We start from the raw sequence: 20056 nt of genomic DNA, 5'->3' as shown, positions 1-20056 counted from the left end.
CATAGCTGATTTGCGACTTCCCGCAAAAGGAAAGCGACTGGAAAATCTATCGGATTTCTTGTCGATTTTGCGACAGGCGTTGGCGCGGACGGGCCGTTTCGAATAGGGTGCTTGGCTACGATCCGGCGAAAGCCGCGCCATGCGGCCGCAACGGTTACGGACCGGCCATAGTCAGGCAGGCCATATTCAGGGAAGAGCGATCATGAGCGAACACGCGGCAGTCGACCAGGAAGCGTCAAACGCGCGGCGTGGGCGCGGCGCCAGCGGCGGAGCGGCGGCAAGGCGCGCGGCGCGTTCCGGCGGCGGCCCCGGCACACAGCTCACCTACATCAAGCGCAAGATCAACGTCTACGAGGTGCTGAACGAGGAAGGCCTGGCGCTGATCGAGAAGAATACCGACACGGTGCTGGAAGAGATCGGCATTATTTTCCGCGATGACGCGGAAGCGTTGCAGTTGTGGAAAGAGGCCGGCGCCGACGTCAAGGGCGAGCGCGTGCATTTTCCCAAGGGGCTCTGCCGTTCGCTCTTGAAGACCGCGCCCTCCATTTACACCCAGCATGCCCGCAATTCAGAACGCTCGGTGCAGATCGGCGGCAATGCGACCGTCTTCGCGCCGGTCTATGGTCCGCCCTTCGTGCGCGATCTCGACGGCGTCAGGCGCTATGCGACGATCGAGGATTTCCAGAATTTCGTGAAGCTCGCCTATATGGCGCCGTCGATCCACCATTCGGGCGGCACGGTGTGCGAGCCGGTCGACGTGCCGGTCAACAAGCGCCATCTCGACATGGTCTACGCTCACATCAAATATTCCGACAAGCCGTTCATGGGTTCGGTGACCGCGCCGGAGCGCGCCGAGGACACGGTGGCGATGGCCAAGCTCGTCTTCGGCGACGACTTCGTCGAGAACAACACGGTGCTGACCAGCCTGATCAACGCCAACTCGCCGATGGTGTTCGACGAGACCATGCTTGGCGCCCTGAAGGTCTATTCGCGTCATAACCAGGCCTGCATCGTCACGCCGTTCATCCTGGCCGGCGCGATGAGCCCGGTGACGGTCGCCGGCACGCTGACGCAGGTGCTGGCCGAAGTGCTGGCCGGCGCATCGTTCACGCAGCTGATCCGGCCAGGCGCGCCGGTGCTGTTCGGCACCTTCGCCTCTTCGATCTCCATGCAGTCGGGCGCGCCGACCTTCGGCACTCCGGAGCCGTCGCTGGTCTCCTATGGCGCGGCACAACTCGCACGCCGTCTCGGCTTGCCGTTCCGCACCGGCGGCTCGCTCTGCGCCTCGAAAGTGCCGGATGCACAGGCAGCCTATGAGAGCGCCAACACGCTGAACTCGACCATTCTCGCCGGCACCAATTTCGTGCTGCATTCGGCCGGCTGGCTCGAAGGCGGCCTGGCGTCCTGCTACGAAAAATTCATGATGGATATCGACCAGCTCGGCATGACCCAAAAATTCTCCGAAGGCGTCGATCTTTCGGAAAACGGCCAAGCGATGGACGCCATCCGCCAGGTCGGTCCGGGCAGCCATTATCTCGGTTGCGACCACACCCAGGCCAATTTCCAGACCGCCTTCTACCGCTCGTCGATCGCCGATAACAACTCCTATGAGCAGTGGCTGGCCGAGGGTCAGAAGACCGCGCCGCAGCGCGCCAACGATCTGGCGCGGCGCTGGCTGGAGTCTTACGAGGCGCCGCACCTTGATGAAGGCATTGACGAAGCCCTGAAGGACTTCATCGCCAAGAAGAAGGGGTCGATGCCCGACGCCTTCACCTGAAAGGAGCCCGAGTCAGGCGGGGCTAAAGTCGCCAACATCATCCACAAGGAAGTCTGGCGGAGCGCCTTCTCCGATCCGGACAAGAAGGGATGATTGCGTGCGCGGCATGATCGGGGAGATCACGGCCGCGCTTGGCGCCAACGGCCTCATCCTGCGTGGCGGCTTTCTTTTCCCCCATCACGACGGTGCCCCTCATGGCGTCTCGGGCGCGCCGGCAAAGTCCGTCCTGCTGGTGGGGCAAGCGAGTGCCGCGCCCTGGCCGCATTTCCTGCGCTGGCGGGAAGAGCAGCCGCAGGCGATCGCCAATCCGCTCGACAACTGGTCGCGGCAGGTGATTGGCGCTGTGGCAGAAAAGTTTGGCGCGCGCGCCGTTTCGCCGTCGGACAAGCCTTACCTGCCGTTCCAGCAATGGGCTGTTCGGGCGGAGGGGCTGAAGCCGTCGCCGCTCGGCATCCTCATGCATCCGCAATACGGGCTTTGGCATGCCTATCGCGGTGCGTTGCTGTTCGAGGAGGAGATAGCGCTTCCGGAGCCGTGCGAGGCGATCCACCTCTGCGACGCATGTGTCGAGAAACCCTGTCTGAAATCCTGTCCGATCGATGCCTATTCCACGGAAGGATTCGCCTACCAGCCCTGCCTGGCGCATGTGCGCGGGGCGAATGGCGGGCCGTGCCGCACTGGCGGTTGCCTTGACCGCAATGCCTGCCCCTATGGCACAAGCTACCGCTATCCGGCAGAGGTTCAGGCCTTCCATATGGCTGCGTTCGCTGGTCTTTAGCGCGTCACGCGGTCCCACGAAATGTTGACTGGCGGGTTCAGGCAACCGCCTTGCCGTGGCCGCTTGCGCGGATATGTATCGCGCATCTGATCAACGGAGCAGGCAATGGCGAAGCAGGACCTTCAGATCAAGACCCGTGACGGCGTGGCGAAGGCTGGCCTGTTCCGCTCGGCCAAGGTCTCTCCAGCCAAAGCCGGCATCATCCTCTATCAGGACGCTTTCGGTCCACGGCCGGCGCTTGACCAAATGGCGGAACGGCTGGCGGGCGAGGGCTATGCGGTGCTGGTGCCGGACCTCTTCTATCGCAATGCGCCTTACGGTCCGTTCGACGCCAAGACCGCCTTCACCGTGGAAAAGACCAAGACAGCGCTGATGGCGCTGGTCACCGGCACGACGCAGGAGATGACCATCAGCGACAGCGGCGCGTTTCTCGAGGCAATGTCCGCCGAAGGCGTCACCGGGCCGATCGGCACCGTCGGTTATTGCATGGGCGGAGCGCGGGCGCTCAACGCCGCTGCGACCTATCCAGATACGATCAAGGCCGCCGCCAGTTTCCATGGCGGCAATCTCGCCAGCGATGCCGCCGACAGCCCGCACCGCAAGGCGGCCTCCATCAAGGCGCGCGTCTATGTCGGTATGGCGGGCGTCGACCGGAGCTTTCCGCCGGAGCAGTCGACGCGGCTGGAAGAGGCACTGCGGAATGCTGAAGTCGACCATTTGATCGAGAATTATGTCGGCATGGCACATGGCTGGTGCGTGTCCGACCATGGCGTCTTCAATGCAGCCGGCGCCGAGCGGCATTGGAAGCGATTGACTGAATTGTTCGCAGAAACGCTGGTCTGAGCCTTCGCCACCCTGTTGGCCGCGCGGCACATTGGAGGTATCAAGGCCGAATGAGCGGCTCGCCCGGCTAGTGCGGCGCGGGGTCATGCGGGAACGATCAGCCTGATGCAATCCTATGATGTCGTGATCATCGGCGCCGGCGCCGCCGGAATGATGTGCGCCGTGGAGGCCGCCAAGCGCGGCCGTTCCGTGCTGATCCTCGATCATGCGGCGGCACCTGGCGAAAAGATCCGTATCTCCGGCGGCGGCCGGTGCAATTTCACCAACATCCATACGAGCCCGAAGAATTTTATCTCGAGGAATCCGCATTTCTGCATCTCGGCGCTCAGCCGCTATACGCAACGCGACTTCATTGCGCTCGTCGAACGCCACGGCATTGCCTATCACGAGAAGACACTGGGACAGCTGTTTTGTGACGGCTCCGCGCGGCAGATCATCGACATGCTGGTCTCGGAAATGCGTGGCAGGGGGGCCGAGCTGGTATTGTCGACCCGCGTTGAGACGGTCGGCAAAACCGAGCAAGGGTTCGAACTCGCCCTTTCCACCGGCGCGGTCTCTTGCCAGTCCCTGGTTATGGCCTGTGGTGGCAAGTCGATCCCCAAGATGGGCGCGACGGGCTTCGGCTACGAGCTTGCCGAACGGTTTGGCCTTGCCATCGTCGAAACACGACCTGCCCTGGTGCCGCTGACCTTCGATGCAAAAACGCTTGAGCGACTTTCGCCCCTGGCCGGAAACGCCGTCGACGCCGAGATTGCCTGCGGCAAGACGCGGTTTTCCGAGGCGATGCTGTTCACGCATCGCGGTGTCAGCGGGCCCTCCATCCTGCAAATCTCCTCCTATTGGCGCGAGGGTGATGAAATCCGCATCGCCATGCTGCCGGGCGTGGATGTGGCTGAGTTCGTCCGCGCCGCCAAACGTGACAATGGCCGGCAAGCGGTGCAGACCGTGCTGGCAAATCATTTGCCGAAACGGCTGGCCCAGGCGATAGCCGAGCGAACCGGGCTCGACGGCAATCTTGCCGATCTTTCAGAGGTCCAGATCAAAACCGTCGAGGCCGCGGTCAACGACTGGCGCATCAAGCCAGCCGGTTCGGAAGGCTACCGGACGGCCGAAGTGACGCTCGGCGGGGTAGACACCAACGGCCTCGACCAGAAGACGATGCAGGCGAAATCGATACCCGGTCTGTTCTTCATCGGCGAAGTCGTCGACGTCACCGGCTGGCTCGGCGGCTATAATTTCCAATGGGCGTGGTCGTCGGGCTGGGTGGCGGGCCAGGCATGTTGACATTCAGGTGAGGCCGGCCTGACCTGAATCTCAATCCGCCCCCAGCTGCAAAGGTCCCAATTCCAAAAAGAATCTTTCCATCACCCCAAGGATTAGCCATTAGCCTTCGTCCAACAGGCAAATGATGGCGATGATGCTGGATGAGAGCGAAGCCTCCGACGCCGAACTGATCGGCCGAGCGAAGGGCGGGGACCGGGGGGCGTTCGGCAAATTGCTGGAGCGCCACTACGACTTCGTCTATCGCGCTGCCTATCGCTGGTGCGGCAGGAAGGCGGATGCCGAGGACATCGCCCAGGAAGTCTGCGTCCGGCTCGGCAAGGCGATCCGCGATTATCGCGGCGGCGGCGCGTTCACGACATGGCTCTATACCATGACGATGAACGCCGCGCGCGACATGATCCGCAAGACCGCGCGCGAGACGGTCAAGACCGAGGCCTATGGCGTCCATGCACTGATTTCGGGCGAGGCCCTGGCCGAGAGCGAAGACCCTGCCGAGGCGCTGTGGGCGGCGGTGCGGCAATTGCCCGACAAGCAGCGCGATGCCGTGATGCTTGTCTATGGCGAAGGTCTGAGCCACGCGGCCGCCGCCGAGGCGATGGCGATCTCGGAGATGACGGTTTCCTGGCACATCCATGAAGCGAAGAAACGGCTGAAGACAGTGATGCGTTCAGCCGGGGAAGTGTGACCATGGTCGACGACAACGAACTCAGAAAGCTGCGCGACGCAGCAATACCGGCGCCCGGCGAGAGCGCGAAGGCGCGCGCCTTCGAGGCCGCCCTGCGCGCCTATGACCAGCAGAATATTTCCGCCGTCACCCAAGGATCGGTCGGCGGCCTTCGTCTCACAGAGCGAGCACAAAAGCTCTGGAGCGAGATCATGCAAAAGAAACTCATTGCCACGCCGGCCATTGCCGGGCTCGTCGCCCTGCCGATCGCCGGATACGCCACCTTCCATTTGCTGAGGGAACAGCCGTCGCCGTTCGGCGGCGACGAGAAGATCACCGAGACGCTGGCCGGCAAGCCGGCGACGCTGAAGCCATTGGCCAAGCAGGCACCGGGAGATCAGGCCATCAACGAGCCGACCGTGACCACCGCGCCGGCGAAGGACAAGAAGGTCAGCGCGGATGTGGAAGATCGCGATGCCAGCGACGCCCTTGCGTCGGCCGCGCCGCCGAAATCCGAATCGACTGCCGCCGGCGGCGCAGCACAACCGAACGCGCCGGTGAGCCCCACTGTATCGTCGAGGCTTGACCTGAAGACCTACAGCGGCAAGGAGATGGAGTATGGGACTTTGCCAGCCTCCAGGCCGGCCCCTGCACCCAGCGGTGAGATTGCCGGTCTCATGCCAAGCGCGCCCAATGCCGCGCGGGCCAGTCGCGTCCAGGGAGCTGAGTCCAAGCTTGTGGCCCCGCAGCAGCCGGCGGCCATCCCGGCCGACCAGATCGCGCCGCAGGAGGAAAACCGCGATCGCGTCCAGGATTTCAAGACCAATCCGGTGCACGCCGCATTGGAAGACCCGGTTTCGACCTTCTCGATCGATGTCGACACCGCTTCCTATTCCTTCGTGCGCGGCTCGCTGAAGCAGGGATACCTGCCGCAGGCCGATACGGTCCGCGTCGAGGAGATGATCAATTACTTCCCCTATGACTGGAAGGGGCCGGACTCGGCATCGACGCCGTTCAACTCGACAGTCAGCGTGATGCCGACGCCGTGGAACACGCACACCAAGCTGATGCATGTCGCCATCAAGGGTTTCGACATCAAGCCGACCGAGCAGCCGAAGGCCAATTTGGTCTTCCTGATCGACGTGTCGGGCTCGATGGACGAACCGGACAAGCTGCCGCTGCTCAAGTCGGCATTCCGGCTGCTGGTCAGCAAGCTCAAGGCCGACGACACCATCTCGATCGTCACCTATGCGGGTGACGCCGGCACCGTGCTGATGCCGACAAAGATTGCCGAGAAGGACAAGATCCTCAATGCCATCGACAATCTGCGGCCCGGTGGCTCGACGGCAGGTGAGGCCGGCATCAAGGAAGCCTATAAGCTTGCTCAGCAGTCCTTCATCAAGGACGGCGTCAACCGGGTGATGCTTGCCACCGACGGCGACTTCAATGTCGGCCAGACCGATGACGACGACCTGAAGCGGCTGATCGAGAGCGAGCGCAAGACCGGCGTGTTCCTGTCGGTGTTCGGCTTCGGCCGCGGCAATCTGAACGATGAGATGATGCAGACCATTGCCCAGAACGGCAACGGCACCGCCGCCTATATCGACACGCTGGCCGAGGCCGAGAAGGTGCTGGTCGAGGATGCTTCCTCGACGTTGTTCACCATCGCGAAGGATGTGAAGATCCAGGTCGAGTTCAACCCGGACAAGGTCTCCGAATATCGACTGATCGGCTACGAGACCCGGGCGCTCAACCGCGAGGATTTCAACAATGACCGCGTCGATGCCGGCGATATCGGCTCGGGCCATTCGGTCACCGCGATTTATGAGATCACGCCCAAGGGCGGTGGTGGCGAGCAGATCGATCCGCTACGCTATGGCCAGGCCATGGTGAACAATGGCGGCGTTGCCAATGCGGACGAATATGCCTTCGTCAAGATCCGCTACAAGCTGCCGAACGAGGACGTCTCGAAGCTGATCACCACGCCGGTGACCTCGGCCAACGAGGTGGCGTCCTTCGACCAGGCGAGCACCGACCAGCGTTTCTCCGTCGCGGTGGCGGCCTTCGGCCAGAAGCTGCGCGACGAGGATGCGACCGCGAAGTTCGGCTACGACAAGATCATGGAGATTGCCACTGCCGCCCGAGGAGCCGACCCGTTTGGGTATAGGTCCGAGTTCCTTTCGCTTGTGCGCCTTGCCTCGGCGCTGGGCGGCAACCGGTAGTGGCGATGACGGCCGGTTTCTTTCAGATGATGGGATCGTTCTGATAACCGGCCCACGGGCGGGTGAGGCAGGCCGGCGAGGGATACTTTCCCTTGCCGGTCTCTTTTCGGATCTGTCGATATTCAGGTGATGCCGGCCTGCAAACAGTGTCTTCCTGCGCTTCCGGTGCTCACGTACTTGAGTACGCTCCGCTCCGGTTCTCGAAAGTCACTGTTTTCGGCTCGGCCTGACCTGAATCCCAACAGATCCTAGGGCAGCGCGCCGGATCGTTAAATTGCGCTGCATTTCCGGTACCGGATCGCAATTTCCTCTCGCTACACCGGTCATGTCCAAGGCTTGAGGGGGCCCGAATTGCAGATCAGAACCATCGCCAACTCTACTCCGCCGGCACGGGATGCTTCGGCGGTTTCATCAGCCCCGTCAGCCGAATCCAGACGCATCAGCGATGATGTCGCGCAGGCCCGTCACACCGCCATGTCGGCACTGACCAACGACCGCTTCGGCGCCATGCTGGAGCAGATTGCCGATCCCGGCGCATCGGGTGCGCTTGCAACAATGCGCTGCGACAATGTCGTCGATTTCAGGTCGGCGCAGTCGAGCTACGCCGACAACAGCGAATAACCGCAAAAGAAATCGCGTCAGGCGCGGGTGCGCCGCCGCTCGCGGCGGGCTTCGCTGGTCTCGGCCGTGTTTGCCGTCGCCACCTTGTTGCGCATCGGGCCGATGCGCTCGACGATTTTTTCGACCGTCGGACGAGCCGCTTTGGTGTGGGCGTCGAGTGCCTTGCGCATCGCGGCAAGATGCTGAAACGAGGTGCCGCAGCAGCCGCCGATGATCTTGGCTCCGCCATCCACGGCGAGCCGGACATAGTCAGCCATCAATTCCGGCGTGCCGGAATAATGGATCTCGGTGCCACGGAATTCAGGGATGCCGCAATTGCCCTTGACGATGACGGTCGCCTCGGGCTTCGCCTCGGTCATGTCGAGCAGCGAGGCCAGAATGTCGGAGGCACCGACTCCGCAATTGGCGCCAACGCCGAGCGGGGCTTGCGACAGGCCATCGGCGACGTCGTGGATATCCTTCGGCAGCAGGCCCATCATGGTGCGGCCGGCGGTGTCGAAGGAGCCGGTATAGGTGTAGGGCAGGCCGACGCGGATGGCGGCTTCGGCGGCGGCGCGGATCTCGTCGGGAGCGGACATGGTCTCGATCCAGGCGACTTCGGCGCCACCTTCCTTGAGACCCTCGATCTGCTCGGCGAAGGCGTCGACCGCCTCGTCATAGGTCATGGCGCCAAGCGGCACCAGCAATTCGCCGGTCGGGCCGACCGAGCCGGCGACGATCACCTTGCGGCCGGCCTTGTCGGCAACGGCCCGCGCAATCTCGGCCGCCCGCTTGTTCAGCGCATGCACGCGATCCTGCGCATGGTGCAGCTTCAGCCGGTGGCGGGTGCCGCCGAAGGAGTTGGTCAGGATGATGTCGGCGCCGGCGTCGACAAAATTCTGGTGCAGGCGGGTGATGGTGTCGGGCGCGGTTTCGTTCAGCAGTTCCGGCGCCTCACCGGCCTCCAGACCCATGGCGAATAAATTGGTGCCCGTGGCGCCATCGGCCAGCAGCACACCCTTTTCCGCCAGCAGCGCATCGATCGGATTGGGCATCGTCATCGGATTGGCTTTCATGTCCTGGAATTCGAATAAAGATATAAAGAAATCTTTATGTCTAGTCAATCAAATTGCGACGTCGGAATGGCAGGCATAGAGGCGGATCTGACGATCCCGCGGTATCCAGCGCGCTCAGACAGTGCCTGCTGCGAACGACATACCGGCCAGATTGCGTGCGAAAGCGGCCGCTTCGTGCGGGTTGATGTCGGCGGCGCGGATCAGATTGTCGAAGTGTCGGGTCAGGGCCTGGACCGGCTGGGTGGCGTTCAGCACCACATACATGTCTCCGACATAGATGGCAGCGCGATAGGGGCCGAAGATAGTGAGCGGGATGGAATAGCGCATGCGGCCGTCGTAGAGGAACAGGCGGAAGGTCGGATAGAGGTCGTCGAGCAGCGTCGCCATATGGGCAAGTTGCTGCTGGCGGTCTGCCGCCGGGAAACGGTCCCACACACCGAGGCCGCGGGCGAAAATCTCCAGCGTGTGGCGCGGCATGCAGACTTCCATGTCGGTTTCCGGACGCCGGTTGTATTCGATGCGGTATTGCGTCTCGCTGGCCTGCGCCAGGCGACTCCTATTGGTGATGTTGGCCTCGTAGTCGACGAGCGCGCGAGTGCGCAGGAGATCGGGAATGCCGGCCGGCACATAACGGATCTTGGTGCCGGCCGCTTCAGCGAACCATTTTGCCAGCAGCGTGCGGTCGAAGCCGTCGGGCGCTTCCTCGATCTCGAGGCTTTCGCGGATTTCGCCGGTCACGCCTTCGTCCTGGCTGAGGCCAAGCAGCCAATCCAGCGACACCTTGAATTCGGCGGCGATGTTGAGCAGCGTTTCAGCGCGCGGCAGGCGCGTCGAGGCGCCCGACATCAGTTGCGACAGCGCCGACCGATCGATGCCGACTGCTGACGCGAAAGCCGACTGGTTGAGGTCGGACCTTGTCAGGAGGAGCTTCAGACGCTCCCGGAAGATCGTCGACAGATCGCGCTTGTCCATGCCTTTGCTCCTGTCTTCTGGAGGAAAAATTTGCGCTCAAGCCAAGTGAATAGGCGCTTGAGGCGTAAACGAATCCCTAAGTCTGTTTACAATGTGCAATATATGCGGTCAAAAATGCGCAATCGCAACATTTTGTGCACTTTGTCGCGTTGAGTGGGATCACTTCTCCTGACACAATGCTGTCAGGAACCAGTTGGGGTTCCGGCGACTGAGGGACAGTGGTCGATAGCATGACTGGCAAGAGCATTCGGCGAAGCAGCAGACCGGCCATCGAATGGCCGACCGTGGTTCTCGCATTCTTTTGCTACGGCACATGGTTCGCCGCCGGTCTCTTCCTCTGGCCATCCTATCCCATCCTGGCTCTTGTCGTTATGGCCGTTACACTGGCTCTGCAGTCCTCGATCATGCATGAAGTGCTGCACGGTCACCCGACCCGCAACGCCCTCGTCAACGAAGCCTTCGTCTTCCTGCCGATCGGCCTTGCCTGGCCGTTCCGCCGCTTCAAGACCATTCATCTGCGCCACCATGCGGACGAGCGGCTGACCGATCCGCTGGACGATCCCGAGAGCTACTATAAGGCTCTGTGGCATCACGAAGAATTGCCGCCGCTGATGAAATTCGTACTGAAGATCAACAACACCATGGCCGGTCGCCTCGTGCTTGGACCATGGCTGTCCTGCATCGGCTTCTTCATCGATGACGCCAAGCAGGCGATCGCCGGAGACAAGGCGATCCGCAAGGCCTGGCTGCTGCATGCGATCGGCCTTGTCGTGGTGCTGCCGGTCGTAGAGTTCGGGTTCGGCATGCCGGTTTGGCTCTATGTGCTGGTGCCGGTCTGGCTCGGCCAGTCGCTGATCTCGATCCGCACCTATGCCGAGCATCAGTGGTCGGAGCATCCGGAAGGCCGCACGGTGATTGTCGAGCGCTCGCCGCTGTCGTTCCTGTTCCTCAACAACAATCTGCACTTTGTCCATCACAAGAGCCCGACCATCGCCTGGTACCGGCTACCGAAGCTGTTTCGTGACCGGCGCGAGGATTGGCTGCGGATGAACAATGGCTATGCCTACCCGAACTATTTCGCGCTGGTCAAAGCCTATGCCTTCAAGGCCAAGGAGCCGATCGTGCACCCGGTTCTGCGGCGCGCGCCCGAGCCGGGCAGGGCGTTCAAGCCGCGTGTCAGGGCGCGCAACATCAATGGGCTTGGCACGGTGCCGGTCCCGGCCGAGCCGCCCAAGGAATAGCATCCGCGGATAGCGTGGATACCGTGTCGGCCAATTCTGATTGGGCGCCGCGTTTTTGCGATCCTTTCTCCGGACTTCGTGGTTTGATATCGGCATGAGCGAATTGATTGCGGCTTTGCCAATGTACGACTGGCCCGAAATGCGTGGGGAAGTCGATGCGCAATGGACGTCGTTGCGCGATGCCTTCCGGCGGAAGGATATCGATGCACCGCAATCCATCGTGCGCCGCAATGGCGACCTGCCGATCGTGTCGGGCGGCATTTGGGATGACGAAGGCAACCTCATCTCGCCCGATCCGGCGACGCTGCCGCCGGACGAACTCGATTCCCATAAGCTCTGGCTGCATCCGGCACTGTTGTTCGCGCAGGCCTGCTGGGGGCCGATGGAACTCGGCCTGTCCCGGCATGTGCAGGTGGTTGGCCAGCCAAGCTATGACGCCTATGAGGGCGGACAGGGCGAACTCTATTCGAGCGCGCTGGTTATGCGGGCAGGCGAGGGACCGGAGGTTCGGTCGCCCGCCGACGGCAAGGCCTTGCTGCCGCTCGATCTCATCCGAGACAGGCGCTTTACCTTCAACAGCCTCGATTCCATGTCGGGCATCATCGCGCTGACGCGCGACCTTGAAGCGGCCGGCGAAAACCTGGACATATTTTCATCGAGCGGCGAAAGCGGCGGCCATCGCGACTCGATCGTGGCGGTCGCCGAAGGCAGAGCGGATATCGCGGCGATCGACTGCGAAAGCTGGACGCTGGCGCAGCGTTTCGAGCCGGCGGCGCGCAAGGTCGTGATCGTCGGCTGGACGGCACGACGCAAAGGCCTGCCTTACATCACTGCCAGGACGACGCCGGAAAAGACCGTGCACTCGATGCGCGAAGCGCTTGCCGGACTAGCCGAGCAGCCTCGCATCCAACGGGTAGGTTGAAAGCTTCTCGTTGCCGGTTTCGGTGATCAGGATCTGCTCCTCGATCTTGACACCTTCGCGGCCGCCCAGCCGGCCGATATAGCTTTCCACGCACAGCACCATGCCTGGTTCAAGCACGCCATCGGGCGTGTCTGGCGTCCAGTCACTGGCATGTGGCAAGGTTGGATATTCGTCGGCCAGTCCAACGCCGTGGTAGAGCACGCCGTAGCGGGTCGGGAAGCAGTCTCCCGGCGGGATGGCTGAGCGTTCGACAAGGTCGCGGAACGAGACGCCGGGCTGCATCAACGCGATGTTGTGTTCGATCTGGTCGGCTGCGATGCGGAACAGGTCGCGCTGTTCGTTGGTCGGCTTTGTATCGCCGCACAGCCAGGTGCGCGAGAGATCGGCGCAGAAGCCGTAGGGGCCGATCAGGTCGGTGTCGAAGGCGACGAGGTCGCCCGTCTCGATGTTCCGCGACGAACATTCCTGGAACCACGGATTGGTGCGCGGTCCCGACGTCAGCAGCCGCGTTTCGATCCATTCGCCGCCGCGCGCGATGTTGCCGCGATGGAGTTCGGCCCACAATTCGTTTTCGGAGATACCGGGCTTGAGCGCATGTTCCATCTCGCCCATGGCCGCCTCGCAAGCGACGATTGCGCGGCGCATGGCGAGGATTTCGTCCGGCGATTTTAACAAGCGGGCGTTCTCCATTACCGCTTCGCCATTGCCGATTGAAACACCAAAGCGCGCCAGTTCCTCGACGCCTTCCGGGTTGATGTGGTCGACGGCGATGCGGCTGTTGCCGCCGCCGTGCTCCCTGACCAGATCGGCGATACCGGTGGCCCAGCGGCGGACTTTTTGCTCGGTCAGTTCGCCGCTGTAGAGATACATCCACGACACCGCCGGCCGCACTTCGTCGACGATGCCGGAATGGTCTGACAGGTGCTCGCAGGAAAAGTAGTCGAACAGCACCACCGGCCCGGCGGTGGCGACGAAGCAATGCCGCGTCGGGTTGTGCGCGACCCAGAGCTGCATATTGGTAGAGTCGGTCGCGTAGCGGATGTTGACGGGATCGTAGAGCAAGGCGCCGGCGTAGCCGCGGCGCCTCAGCTCGGCACGGATGCGCTCGAGCCGGTATTTTCGCATCGCCGACAGGTCGGGCGCGGCAATACCTGCCGCCGCCCATTCCGCTTCAGCTTGTGCACCATAGCCCAGCACATGCTGGTTGAGCGAAGCCGCCTTCTCGCGGGAGGCTTCGCGCAACGCTTCGATCGAGCCTGATACAAACGGCATGATCTTGCGGTGGCGGCCGAAGCTTCCCTTTGGCGCCCCGCTATCCATGACGAAACCTCAGGTTCGCATCTTCTCGCCGCTGGGGTCGAAAGGCGCTTCGACATTGATGCGGGCCGGGCGGCGGGATCCAAGAATCTCGATCTCGAACAGTCCGGCACTTTCATCCTCGGCGAGGGCTGCCGGCACATAGCCTTGTGCCATCGACTTCTGCACGTAATGCGCATAGCCGCCCGACGTTACCCAGCCGACCACACGCCAGTCGCCATCGACGATGCCGCGCACGGCGGACGCGCCTTCGGCGGCCTTTGAACCGCGTATTTCCTGGCCTGATGTGTCGAAGCGCGGCGCACCGTAGCCATGTGGCTTTTCCACCGTGCCATAATCCTTGCTGACCTTGGCCCAGATCGGCTCGTCGCCCATTACGTCGGCGTCCGCTGCATCGACGATGAAGGAGACGCGGCGCAGTTTTGGCCCTTCCGCCTGTTCCTTGGCGGCCGCTTCACGGCCGATGAAGTCGTTCTTCTCGAGCTTGATGAAGCGGTCCATCGAGCCTTCCAAGGGCCCGTAGATCGGCCGTAGCTCGCGGAACCAGGTCGGGAAGTTCTTTTCCAGACGCATCGACAGCAAGGCGCGCATGCCGAAATCGACGACGCCGAATTCTTCGCCGGCATCCTTGATTGCCTTATAGACGAGGCGCTCATAGGCTGGCGCCATCCAGATCTCATAGCCGAGGTCGCCGGTGTAGGTGATGCGGTTGACCAGGCAGGGCGCGCCGCCGACCGCCATCTCACGGAAATCCATGAACCGGAAGGCCTTGGTCGAAATGTCGACATCGACCAGTTTCTGCAAGAGGTCGCGGGATTTCGGACCGGCGATGGAGAGGCCGACCAGTGTCTGGTCGAAACGGTGGATGCGCACCGATCCGTCCTTGGGCAGGTGCTTTTCGAACCAGCGCATGTGGTACTTCTGCGCCGCCGACGAACCCCAGATCATGAAGCGGTCCTCGCCGGCCTTGGCGATGGTGAAGTCGCCGATCAGCTTGCCGAACTCGTTGATCATCGGCGTCAGCACGATGCGGCCGGCCTTTGGCATGCGGTTGGTCATCAGCCGGTTGAGGAACTCTTCCGCACCCGGTCCCGACACTTCGTATTTGGCGAAGTTGGCGATCTCGGTGACGCCGACGCGCTCGCGCGTGGCGCGCACTTCCTCGCCGATCGGCCCAAAATCGTTGGAGCGGTGGAAGGAGACGACGTCTTTCGGCTCCTTGCCCTTGGGCGCGAACCAGAGCGGGGTTTCGAGGCCCCACGAATCACCCATGACGGCATTGTTGGCGAGCATGGTATCGTAGAGCGGCGTCGTCTGCGCCGGGCGGGCGGCCGGCAGTTCTTCGTTGGGGAAGCGGATCGAGAAGCGGCGCGAATAGTTTTCGCGCACCTTGGCGTTGGTATAGCGCAGGCCGGCCCATTCGCCGAAGCGGGCGACATCCATGCCCCAGACGTCGAAGCCCGGGTCGCCGTGGACCATCCAGTTGGACAGAGCGAGACCAACGCCGCCGCCCTGGCTGAAACCGGCCATCACGGCGCAGGCACACCAGAAATTGGTCAGTCCCTGAACCGGGCCGACCAGCGGGTTGCCGTCGAGCGCGAAGGTGAAGGGGCCGTTGATGATCTGCTTGATGCCGGCCTTCTCGATGCCGGGGAAATGCTTGAAGCCGATTTCCAGCGACGGTGCGATGCGGTCGAGGTCGGGCGGCAGCAGTTCATGGCCGAAATCCCACGGCGTGTTGACCGGCGACCACGGCTTGCAGGCCTTTTCATAGGTACCGAGCAGGATGCCGTTGCGCTCCTGGCGGGTGTAGATCTCGCCCTTGAAGTCGAGCACGCCGATCATTTCGCGGCCGGTCGACTTGTTGAACTCCTCAACCTCCGGCATCGGTTCGGTAAGCAGATACATGTGCTCCATGGCCAGCACCGGCAGCTCGACGCCGACCATGCGGGCGATCTCGCGCGCCCACAGGCCGCCGCAGTTGACGACATGCTCGGCGTGAACCGTGCCCTGTTCGGTGACGACATTCCAGGTGCCGTCCGGCTGCTGCGTCAGGTCGACCACGCGGTTGCGCAGCACGATTTCGGCGCCGAGTTTTTTCGCCGCCTTGGAATAGGCGATGGTGGTGCCGGAGGGGTCGAGATGGCCTTCAACCGGATCCCACATGGCGCCGACGAAATTGGTCTCGTCCATCAGCGGGAACATCGCCTTGGCTTCGGACGGCGTGATCAGTTCGGTGTCCATGCCGAGATAGCGGCCCTTGGCGTGGGCCAGGCGCAGGAAGTCCATGCGCTCGGGCGTATCGGCCAACATCACGCCGCCTGTCAGGTGCAGCGAGCAGGATTGGCCCGAGATCTCCTCGATTTCCTTGTATAGCTGGACCGTATAGGCCTGCAGCTTGGCGACGTTCGGGTCGCCGTTCAGCGTATGGAAGCCGCCGGCCGCGTGCCAGGATGAGCCCGAGGTGAGCTCCGAGCGCTCGATCAGCATGATGTCGGTCCAGCCGGCCTTGGCCAGATGATAGAGCACCGAGCAGCCGACGACGCCGCCGCCGATGACAACCGCTTTTACATGGGATTTCATGAAGATAGATCCGTTTTTGAAGAGATTGAATCGAATGAATGGGGCGTGAAACCAAAGTTCAGGTCGGATGCAGCAATGTTTTCGGAGAGCCTGCCATCAAGCGCGGCAAGGATGGTCTCACAGACGGAAGTACGATGTTTCAGGACATCGTGGCTCCAGACACGCAGGATCAAGTAGCCCTGCGCGCGCATAAAATCGTCGCGGCGGCGGTCATAGGGACTGTCGGCGTGCTGGGATCCATCGACCTCGATGACGAGCCGATTTTCGCGGCATGCGAAGTCTGCGTAGAAGGGGCCGATGGAGAGCTGACGGGTAAAGCGATGACCGCCAAGTTTGCGCGCTTTCAGTTCAAGCCAAGGCAATGCCTCTGCTTGGTTGCCCGCTTGGCGGAGCTTTCGCGCTCGCTGCGTTGTGCCAGCATTGCGGCGGCTGCGCGTTCTGGGAGCGCCTTCCCCCACTCCGTCGCTGCTTCGCAGCGCCACCTCTCCCCCCTCCGGAGGGAGAGGAAGGGCGCCAGACGGCCTAAGCTCGCGCCTTTCCTCTCCCCCGCCGATCGGAGGAGAGGTGGGGAGCGAAGCTCGACGGAGTGGGGGTCGACTATTCATCAAATCAATACAGGTCAAAAGTCGGTCGGCGCGCCGCCTTCGGCCGTGCGCTTCTGGACGAAGGCGTTGAGCTCCTCGCGGATGGCGGGATCCATGTAAGGCTCGTCATAGGACGCCAGCCGCTCCTTCCAGACCTTGTTGGCCTTTTCCAGCGCCGTCGGCGATCCGGCTTCCGCCCAGGTCTCGAAATTGCGCCAGTCCGAGAGGACCGGCGAATAGAAGGCGGTCTTGTAACGGTCCTGTGTGTGCTGGGTACCGAAGAAATGGCCGCCGGGGCCGACCGACTGGATGGCATCGAAGCCGAGCGCCTCTTCGGAGAGGTCTAGCGGGGTCAGGAATTCGGCCACCATCTGCAAGAGGTCGATATCCAGAATGGTCTTCTCGTAGGAGCAGCGCAGACCGCCCTCGAGCCAGCCGGCGGCATGCATCATCAGATTGCCGCCGCTCTGGACCGCGCCCCACAGCGAGAACACGCTTTCATAGGCGGCCTGCGCGTCGACCGTGTTGGCGGCGCAGGTGTTGGAGGTGCGGTAGGGAATGTTGTAGCGGCGGGCAAGCTGGCCACCGACCAGCTGCGCCTTCATGTATTCGGGCGTGCCGAAAGCCGGTGAACCGGACTTCATGTCGACATTGGAGGTGAAGCCGCCATAGCCGACCGGCGCGCCCTTCCTGACCATCTGGGCGAAGGCAATGCCGGACAGTGCTTCGGCATTCTGCTGCACCAGCGCGCCGGCGATGGTGACGGGCGCCATCGCCCCCGACAGGGTGAAGGGCGTGACGATGACGACCTGGCCCTTGCTCGACATCTGGATGATGCCTTCCATCATCGGCACGTCGAGCTTGAGCGGCGAATTGGTGTTGATGATGGTGAAGACGGATGGCTCCGTGAGCAACTGCTCATGGCTGATGCCGCGCGCGATGCGGGTGATCTCGATGCCGTCGACATTGCGCTCCTTGCCGAGCGAATAGATGTGGAACACCTTGTCGGTCAGCGTGGCGAGGTCGCGGATGCATTCGAGGTGGCGCACCGACGGGTGGATGTCGGTCGGCTCGACCGGATAGCCGCCCGTGCAATTCAGGATGTTGTGCATCTGGGCCAGCCGCAGGAAATTGCGATAATCCTGCTGGTTGCCCGGCCGGCGGCCACGATCGATGTCGGAGCAATTGGGCGCCGACGCCATCATCGAGATGATCAGATTGTCGCCGCCAAAGCGCACATTGTGGGCAGGGTTGCGGGCGTGGATGGTGAATTCGGACGGGCAGTTCGACACCAGCTCCAGGATCATGTCGCTGTCGAAGCGCACGCGCTCCGAGCCCTCGCGCACATCGGCGCCATGCGCCTTCATGATGCTGCGGGCTTCGTCGTGCAGAACGTCGACACCGATTTCGCGCAACACCCGCAAGGAAGCGAGGTGGATCGATTCCAGCTCGTCCTCGGAAACCAGCTTGGTCGGCGTCAGCGGATTTTTCAGCTGGCGGAAAGCCGGCTGCTCGAACGCGGCCGAGCCACCGGCGCGCTTTCCGGCGCGACCGCCCCGGCGGGCACGGTCGGGCGCCAAAGCCGGCTCTGAGGGTTGTAGGGCGGCGGTCATGATGGTCCTCGTAGAATGCGATAACGGGCGGCATAATGGACCGGCGCCCGCCCGGCCATTGCGGAGGCGGCGACCACTAGGGCGAGGGAAGCGACATGCCGGAACGGCAGTTGCGTGGACGCGACATCCGCCTTGATCATCCATCCGTTGGCGCAAGCGGATCTTGCTTGCCGGCCCTTTCTTTCCGCCGATCGAACCCGTAGCTAATGAGGCCTGTCGGCAGGGAGGTTAGCCGGCACCGCGATTGTCGCCCTCGACGCTTTGCTGGTAGCCTTCGCTGTCTATTAGATCGGGCAGCCGCAGAGGCTCCTGACAGGGTCTGGCTGGAGCCGGGCGTCCGTTCGGGCCGCAGGGCTTACAGACGTCTGACCGAACCGCTAAGTCTGCAGCCACGACAGCATTATGGATCATGGACTTGGTGGACACGAGAAGCGACGAGACGATGCAGTGGGCGGCGATCACCGGTGTGATCGCAACCGTGTCCGTGTTCGCCATCGCGCAGGGCCTGTCCTACCCGCTGTTGAGCTTCATCCTGCAGCGCCAGGGTGTCTCGCCGGCGATGATCGGCCTGTCGGCGGCAATGACGCCTGTCGGCTTCATCCTGTCATCGCCACTGATACCTGGCCTGGCAAGGCGGTTCGGGGCAGGGCGCACGGCGCTCACCTGTGCCGCACTCTCGGCTGTCGTGCTGGCGCTGATCGGCTGGACGCAGAACGTCTATCTCTGGTTTCCGCTGCGCTTCCTGATCGGCGTAGTGACCAACCCACTCTATGTGCTCAGTGAGATCTGGGTGATCGCGCTCGCACCGCCGGCCCGGCGCGGCCGCATCATGGGTCTCTATTCGACGATCATTTCCGCTGGCTTCGCGACCGGCCCGCTTTGCCTGCTTGCCGTCGGCACGGAAGGCTGGCCGCCGTTCCTTGTCGGCATTGGCGCCTTCGTGCTCTGCGGCTTCTGCCTGGCATCGGTTCTGCCGCGGCTGCCCAGGGTGGACGAGGCAGGGCATCAGGTTTCGGTGATGGGTTTCATGCCTCTCGCCTGGCTGCTTCTGTCGGCGGTGGTCGTGGCCGCCGGCTTCGAGCAGGCGGTGCTGGCGCTGCTGCCTGTCTATGGCACGTATCATGGCATCGCGGAGGCTCGCATGTCCGCGCTGCTGTCGGTCATGATTGCCGGCAACATTGCCATGCAGGTGCCGCTTGGCCTGCTGGCCGAGCGGCTGACGGCCCGCCTGGTGCGCTTCATCTGCGTCTCGCTGACGCTGTTGGGTTGTGCGCTGCTGCCGGTGCTGATCGATACCCCGCTGATCTGGCCCAGCGTCTTCGTCTGGGGCGCGGTGTCCTACGGTATCTACACGATGTCGATCATCGAGCTTGGCGAGCGCTTTACCGGCTCGGCGCTGGTTGCCGGCAATGCGGCATTCTCCCTGATGTGGGGCGTCGGCGGCATTCTGGTCCCGCCGCTTACCGGCGGGGTGATGGATGTGTTTGGCGCGGTCGGCCTGCCGGTCACGCTTGGTGCGATCTGCGCTACGCTGGCCTTGGCGACGATCATCCGCCGGCGGGTGCTGTGAAGCAATGTGA

Annotated in this window: 16 protein-coding genes; 10 read left to right on the top strand and 6 right to left on the bottom strand. The window is 62.8% G+C overall.

The window, feature by feature from the left end; all coding sequences use genetic code 11:
• Window positions 1-202: 202 nt before the first annotated feature.
• From O7A60_RS11880 to O7A60_RS11850, 7 genes are all read left to right on the top strand, one after another.
• The gene (locus O7A60_RS11880; protein WP_027145896.1) at window positions 203-1777 is read left to right on the top strand and encodes a trimethylamine methyltransferase family protein; all 1575 of its coding nucleotides are present in this window, start codon (window positions 203-205) and stop codon (window positions 1775-1777) included.
• Window positions 1778-1883: 106 nt separating this feature from the next.
• A complete protein-coding gene (locus tag O7A60_RS11875) occupies window positions 1884-2555 on the top strand; it encodes a hypothetical protein (RefSeq protein WP_415926821.1) in 672 nt (223 codons plus the stop codon).
• Between the two features lie 105 nt (window positions 2556-2660).
• On the top strand, window positions 2661-3398 hold the full coding sequence (locus O7A60_RS11870) for a dienelactone hydrolase family protein (protein WP_337106423.1): 738 nt from the start codon (window positions 2661-2663) through the stop codon (window positions 3396-3398).
• Window positions 3399-3503: 105 nt separating this feature from the next.
• Entirely contained in the window at window positions 3504-4682 is a 1179-nt protein-coding gene (locus tag O7A60_RS11865) for a BaiN/RdsA family NAD(P)/FAD-dependent oxidoreductase (protein WP_337106422.1), read from the top strand.
• Between the two features lie 124 nt (window positions 4683-4806).
• The gene (locus tag O7A60_RS11860) at window positions 4807-5367 is read left to right on the top strand and encodes an RNA polymerase sigma factor (protein ID WP_337106420.1); all 561 of its coding nucleotides are present in this window, start codon (window positions 4807-4809) and stop codon (window positions 5365-5367) included.
• A 2-nt stretch (window positions 5368-5369) separates the two neighbouring features.
• Window positions 5370-7568, top strand: coding sequence for a YfbK domain-containing protein (locus tag O7A60_RS11855; RefSeq protein WP_337106419.1), 2199 nt, complete (start codon window positions 5370-5372; stop codon window positions 7566-7568).
• A gap of 351 nt (window positions 7569-7919) precedes the next feature.
• On the top strand, window positions 7920-8189 hold the full coding sequence (locus tag O7A60_RS11850) for a hypothetical protein (RefSeq protein WP_337106418.1): 270 nt from the start codon (window positions 7920-7922) through the stop codon (window positions 8187-8189).
• A 17-nt stretch (window positions 8190-8206) separates the two neighbouring features.
• On the opposite strand, the gene bmt is transcribed toward O7A60_RS11850, so the two are convergent.
• Window positions 8207-9229: a betaine--homocysteine S-methyltransferase gene (gene bmt / locus O7A60_RS11845; protein ID WP_337106547.1), complete on the bottom strand. Its 1023-nt coding sequence runs from the start codon at window positions 9227-9229 to the stop codon at window positions 8207-8209.
• Between the two features lie 129 nt (window positions 9230-9358).
• Entirely contained in the window at window positions 9359-10216 is an 858-nt protein-coding gene (locus O7A60_RS11840) for a helix-turn-helix domain-containing protein (RefSeq protein WP_140502648.1), read from the bottom strand.
• Window positions 10217-10446: 230 nt separating this feature from the next.
• Between O7A60_RS11840 and O7A60_RS11835 the strand changes: the two genes are divergently transcribed.
• Window positions 10447-11457: a fatty acid desaturase gene (locus O7A60_RS11835; RefSeq protein ID WP_337106417.1), complete on the top strand. Its 1011-nt coding sequence runs from the start codon at window positions 10447-10449 to the stop codon at window positions 11455-11457.
• A gap of 94 nt (window positions 11458-11551) precedes the next feature.
• Window positions 11552-12379, top strand: coding sequence for a phosphate/phosphite/phosphonate ABC transporter substrate-binding protein (locus O7A60_RS11830; RefSeq protein WP_337106416.1), 828 nt, complete (start codon window positions 11552-11554; stop codon window positions 12377-12379).
• On the opposite strand, the gene O7A60_RS11825 is transcribed toward O7A60_RS11830, so the two are convergent.
• The 4 genes from O7A60_RS11825 to O7A60_RS11810 form a co-directional block, all read right to left on the bottom strand.
• Window positions 12344-13699, bottom strand: coding sequence for a M24 family metallopeptidase (locus O7A60_RS11825; protein ID WP_337106415.1), 1356 nt, complete (start codon window positions 13697-13699; stop codon window positions 12344-12346). The two genes, O7A60_RS11830 and O7A60_RS11825, sit on opposite strands and share 36 nt — an antisense overlap.
• A gap of 9 nt (window positions 13700-13708) precedes the next feature.
• On the bottom strand, window positions 13709-16279 hold the full coding sequence (locus tag O7A60_RS11820) for a GcvT family protein (protein ID WP_337106414.1): 2571 nt from the start codon (window positions 16277-16279) through the stop codon (window positions 13709-13711).
• On the bottom strand, window positions 16276-16761 hold the full coding sequence (locus tag O7A60_RS11815; protein WP_337106413.1) for an endonuclease domain-containing protein: 486 nt from the start codon (window positions 16759-16761) through the stop codon (window positions 16276-16278). The genes O7A60_RS11820 and O7A60_RS11815 overlap by 4 nt, the downstream gene beginning before the upstream one ends.
• A 137-nt stretch (window positions 16762-16898) precedes the next feature.
• Window positions 16899-18476 (bottom strand): trimethylamine methyltransferase family protein, encoded by a 1578-nt coding sequence (locus O7A60_RS11810; protein ID WP_337106412.1) that lies wholly within the window; start codon window positions 18474-18476, stop codon window positions 16899-16901.
• A 409-nt stretch (window positions 18477-18885) separates the two neighbouring features.
• Here O7A60_RS11810 and O7A60_RS11805 point away from each other — a divergent pair, with 409 nt between their 5' ends.
• A complete protein-coding gene (locus O7A60_RS11805) occupies window positions 18886-20046 on the top strand; it encodes an MFS transporter (RefSeq protein WP_337106411.1) in 1161 nt (386 codons plus the stop codon).
• Window positions 20047-20056: the final 10 nt, after the last annotated feature.

This window comes from Mesorhizobium salmacidum (SeqCode) (assembly GCF_037179605.1).
Classification (GTDB): Bacteria; Pseudomonadota; Alphaproteobacteria; order Rhizobiales; family Rhizobiaceae; genus Mesorhizobium; species Mesorhizobium salmacidum.
The sequence above is the reverse complement of the archived record's forward strand: the minus strand, read 5'-3'. Positions and strand labels throughout refer to the sequence as shown.

Coding starts and splice junctions, on each gene's coding strand:
- O7A60_RS11875 (WP_415926821.1), top strand. CDS start 1,884: ATGATCGGGGAGATCACGGCCGCGCTTGGCGCCAACGGCCTCATCCTG.
- O7A60_RS11830 (WP_337106416.1), top strand. CDS start 11,552: ATGAGCGAATTGATTGCGGCTTTGCCAATGTACGACTGGCCCGAAATG.
- O7A60_RS11880 (WP_027145896.1), top strand. CDS start 203: ATGAGCGAACACGCGGCAGTCGACCAGGAAGCGTCAAACGCGCGGCGT.
- O7A60_RS11810 (WP_337106412.1), bottom strand. CDS start 18,476: ATGACCGCCGCCCTACAACCCTCAGAGCCGGCTTTGGCGCCCGACCGT.
- O7A60_RS11835 (WP_337106417.1), top strand. CDS start 10,447: ATGACTGGCAAGAGCATTCGGCGAAGCAGCAGACCGGCCATCGAATGG.
- O7A60_RS11825 (WP_337106415.1), bottom strand. CDS start 13,699: ATGGATAGCGGGGCGCCAAAGGGAAGCTTCGGCCGCCACCGCAAGATC.
- O7A60_RS11870 (WP_337106423.1), top strand. CDS start 2,661: ATGGCGAAGCAGGACCTTCAGATCAAGACCCGTGACGGCGTGGCGAAG.
- bmt (WP_337106547.1), bottom strand. CDS start 9,229: ATGACGATGCCCAATCCGATCGATGCGCTGCTGGCGGAAAAGGGTGTG.
- O7A60_RS11855 (WP_337106419.1), top strand. CDS start 5,370: ATGGTCGACGACAACGAACTCAGAAAGCTGCGCGACGCAGCAATACCG.
- O7A60_RS11820 (WP_337106414.1), bottom strand. CDS start 16,279: ATGAAATCCCATGTAAAAGCGGTTGTCATCGGCGGCGGCGTCGTCGGC.
- O7A60_RS11805 (WP_337106411.1), top strand. CDS start 18,886: ATGGACTTGGTGGACACGAGAAGCGACGAGACGATGCAGTGGGCGGCG.
- O7A60_RS11865 (WP_337106422.1), top strand. CDS start 3,504: ATGCAATCCTATGATGTCGTGATCATCGGCGCCGGCGCCGCCGGAATG.
- O7A60_RS11840 (WP_140502648.1), bottom strand. CDS start 10,216: ATGGACAAGCGCGATCTGTCGACGATCTTCCGGGAGCGTCTGAAGCTC.
- O7A60_RS11860 (WP_337106420.1), top strand. CDS start 4,807: ATGGCGATGATGCTGGATGAGAGCGAAGCCTCCGACGCCGAACTGATC.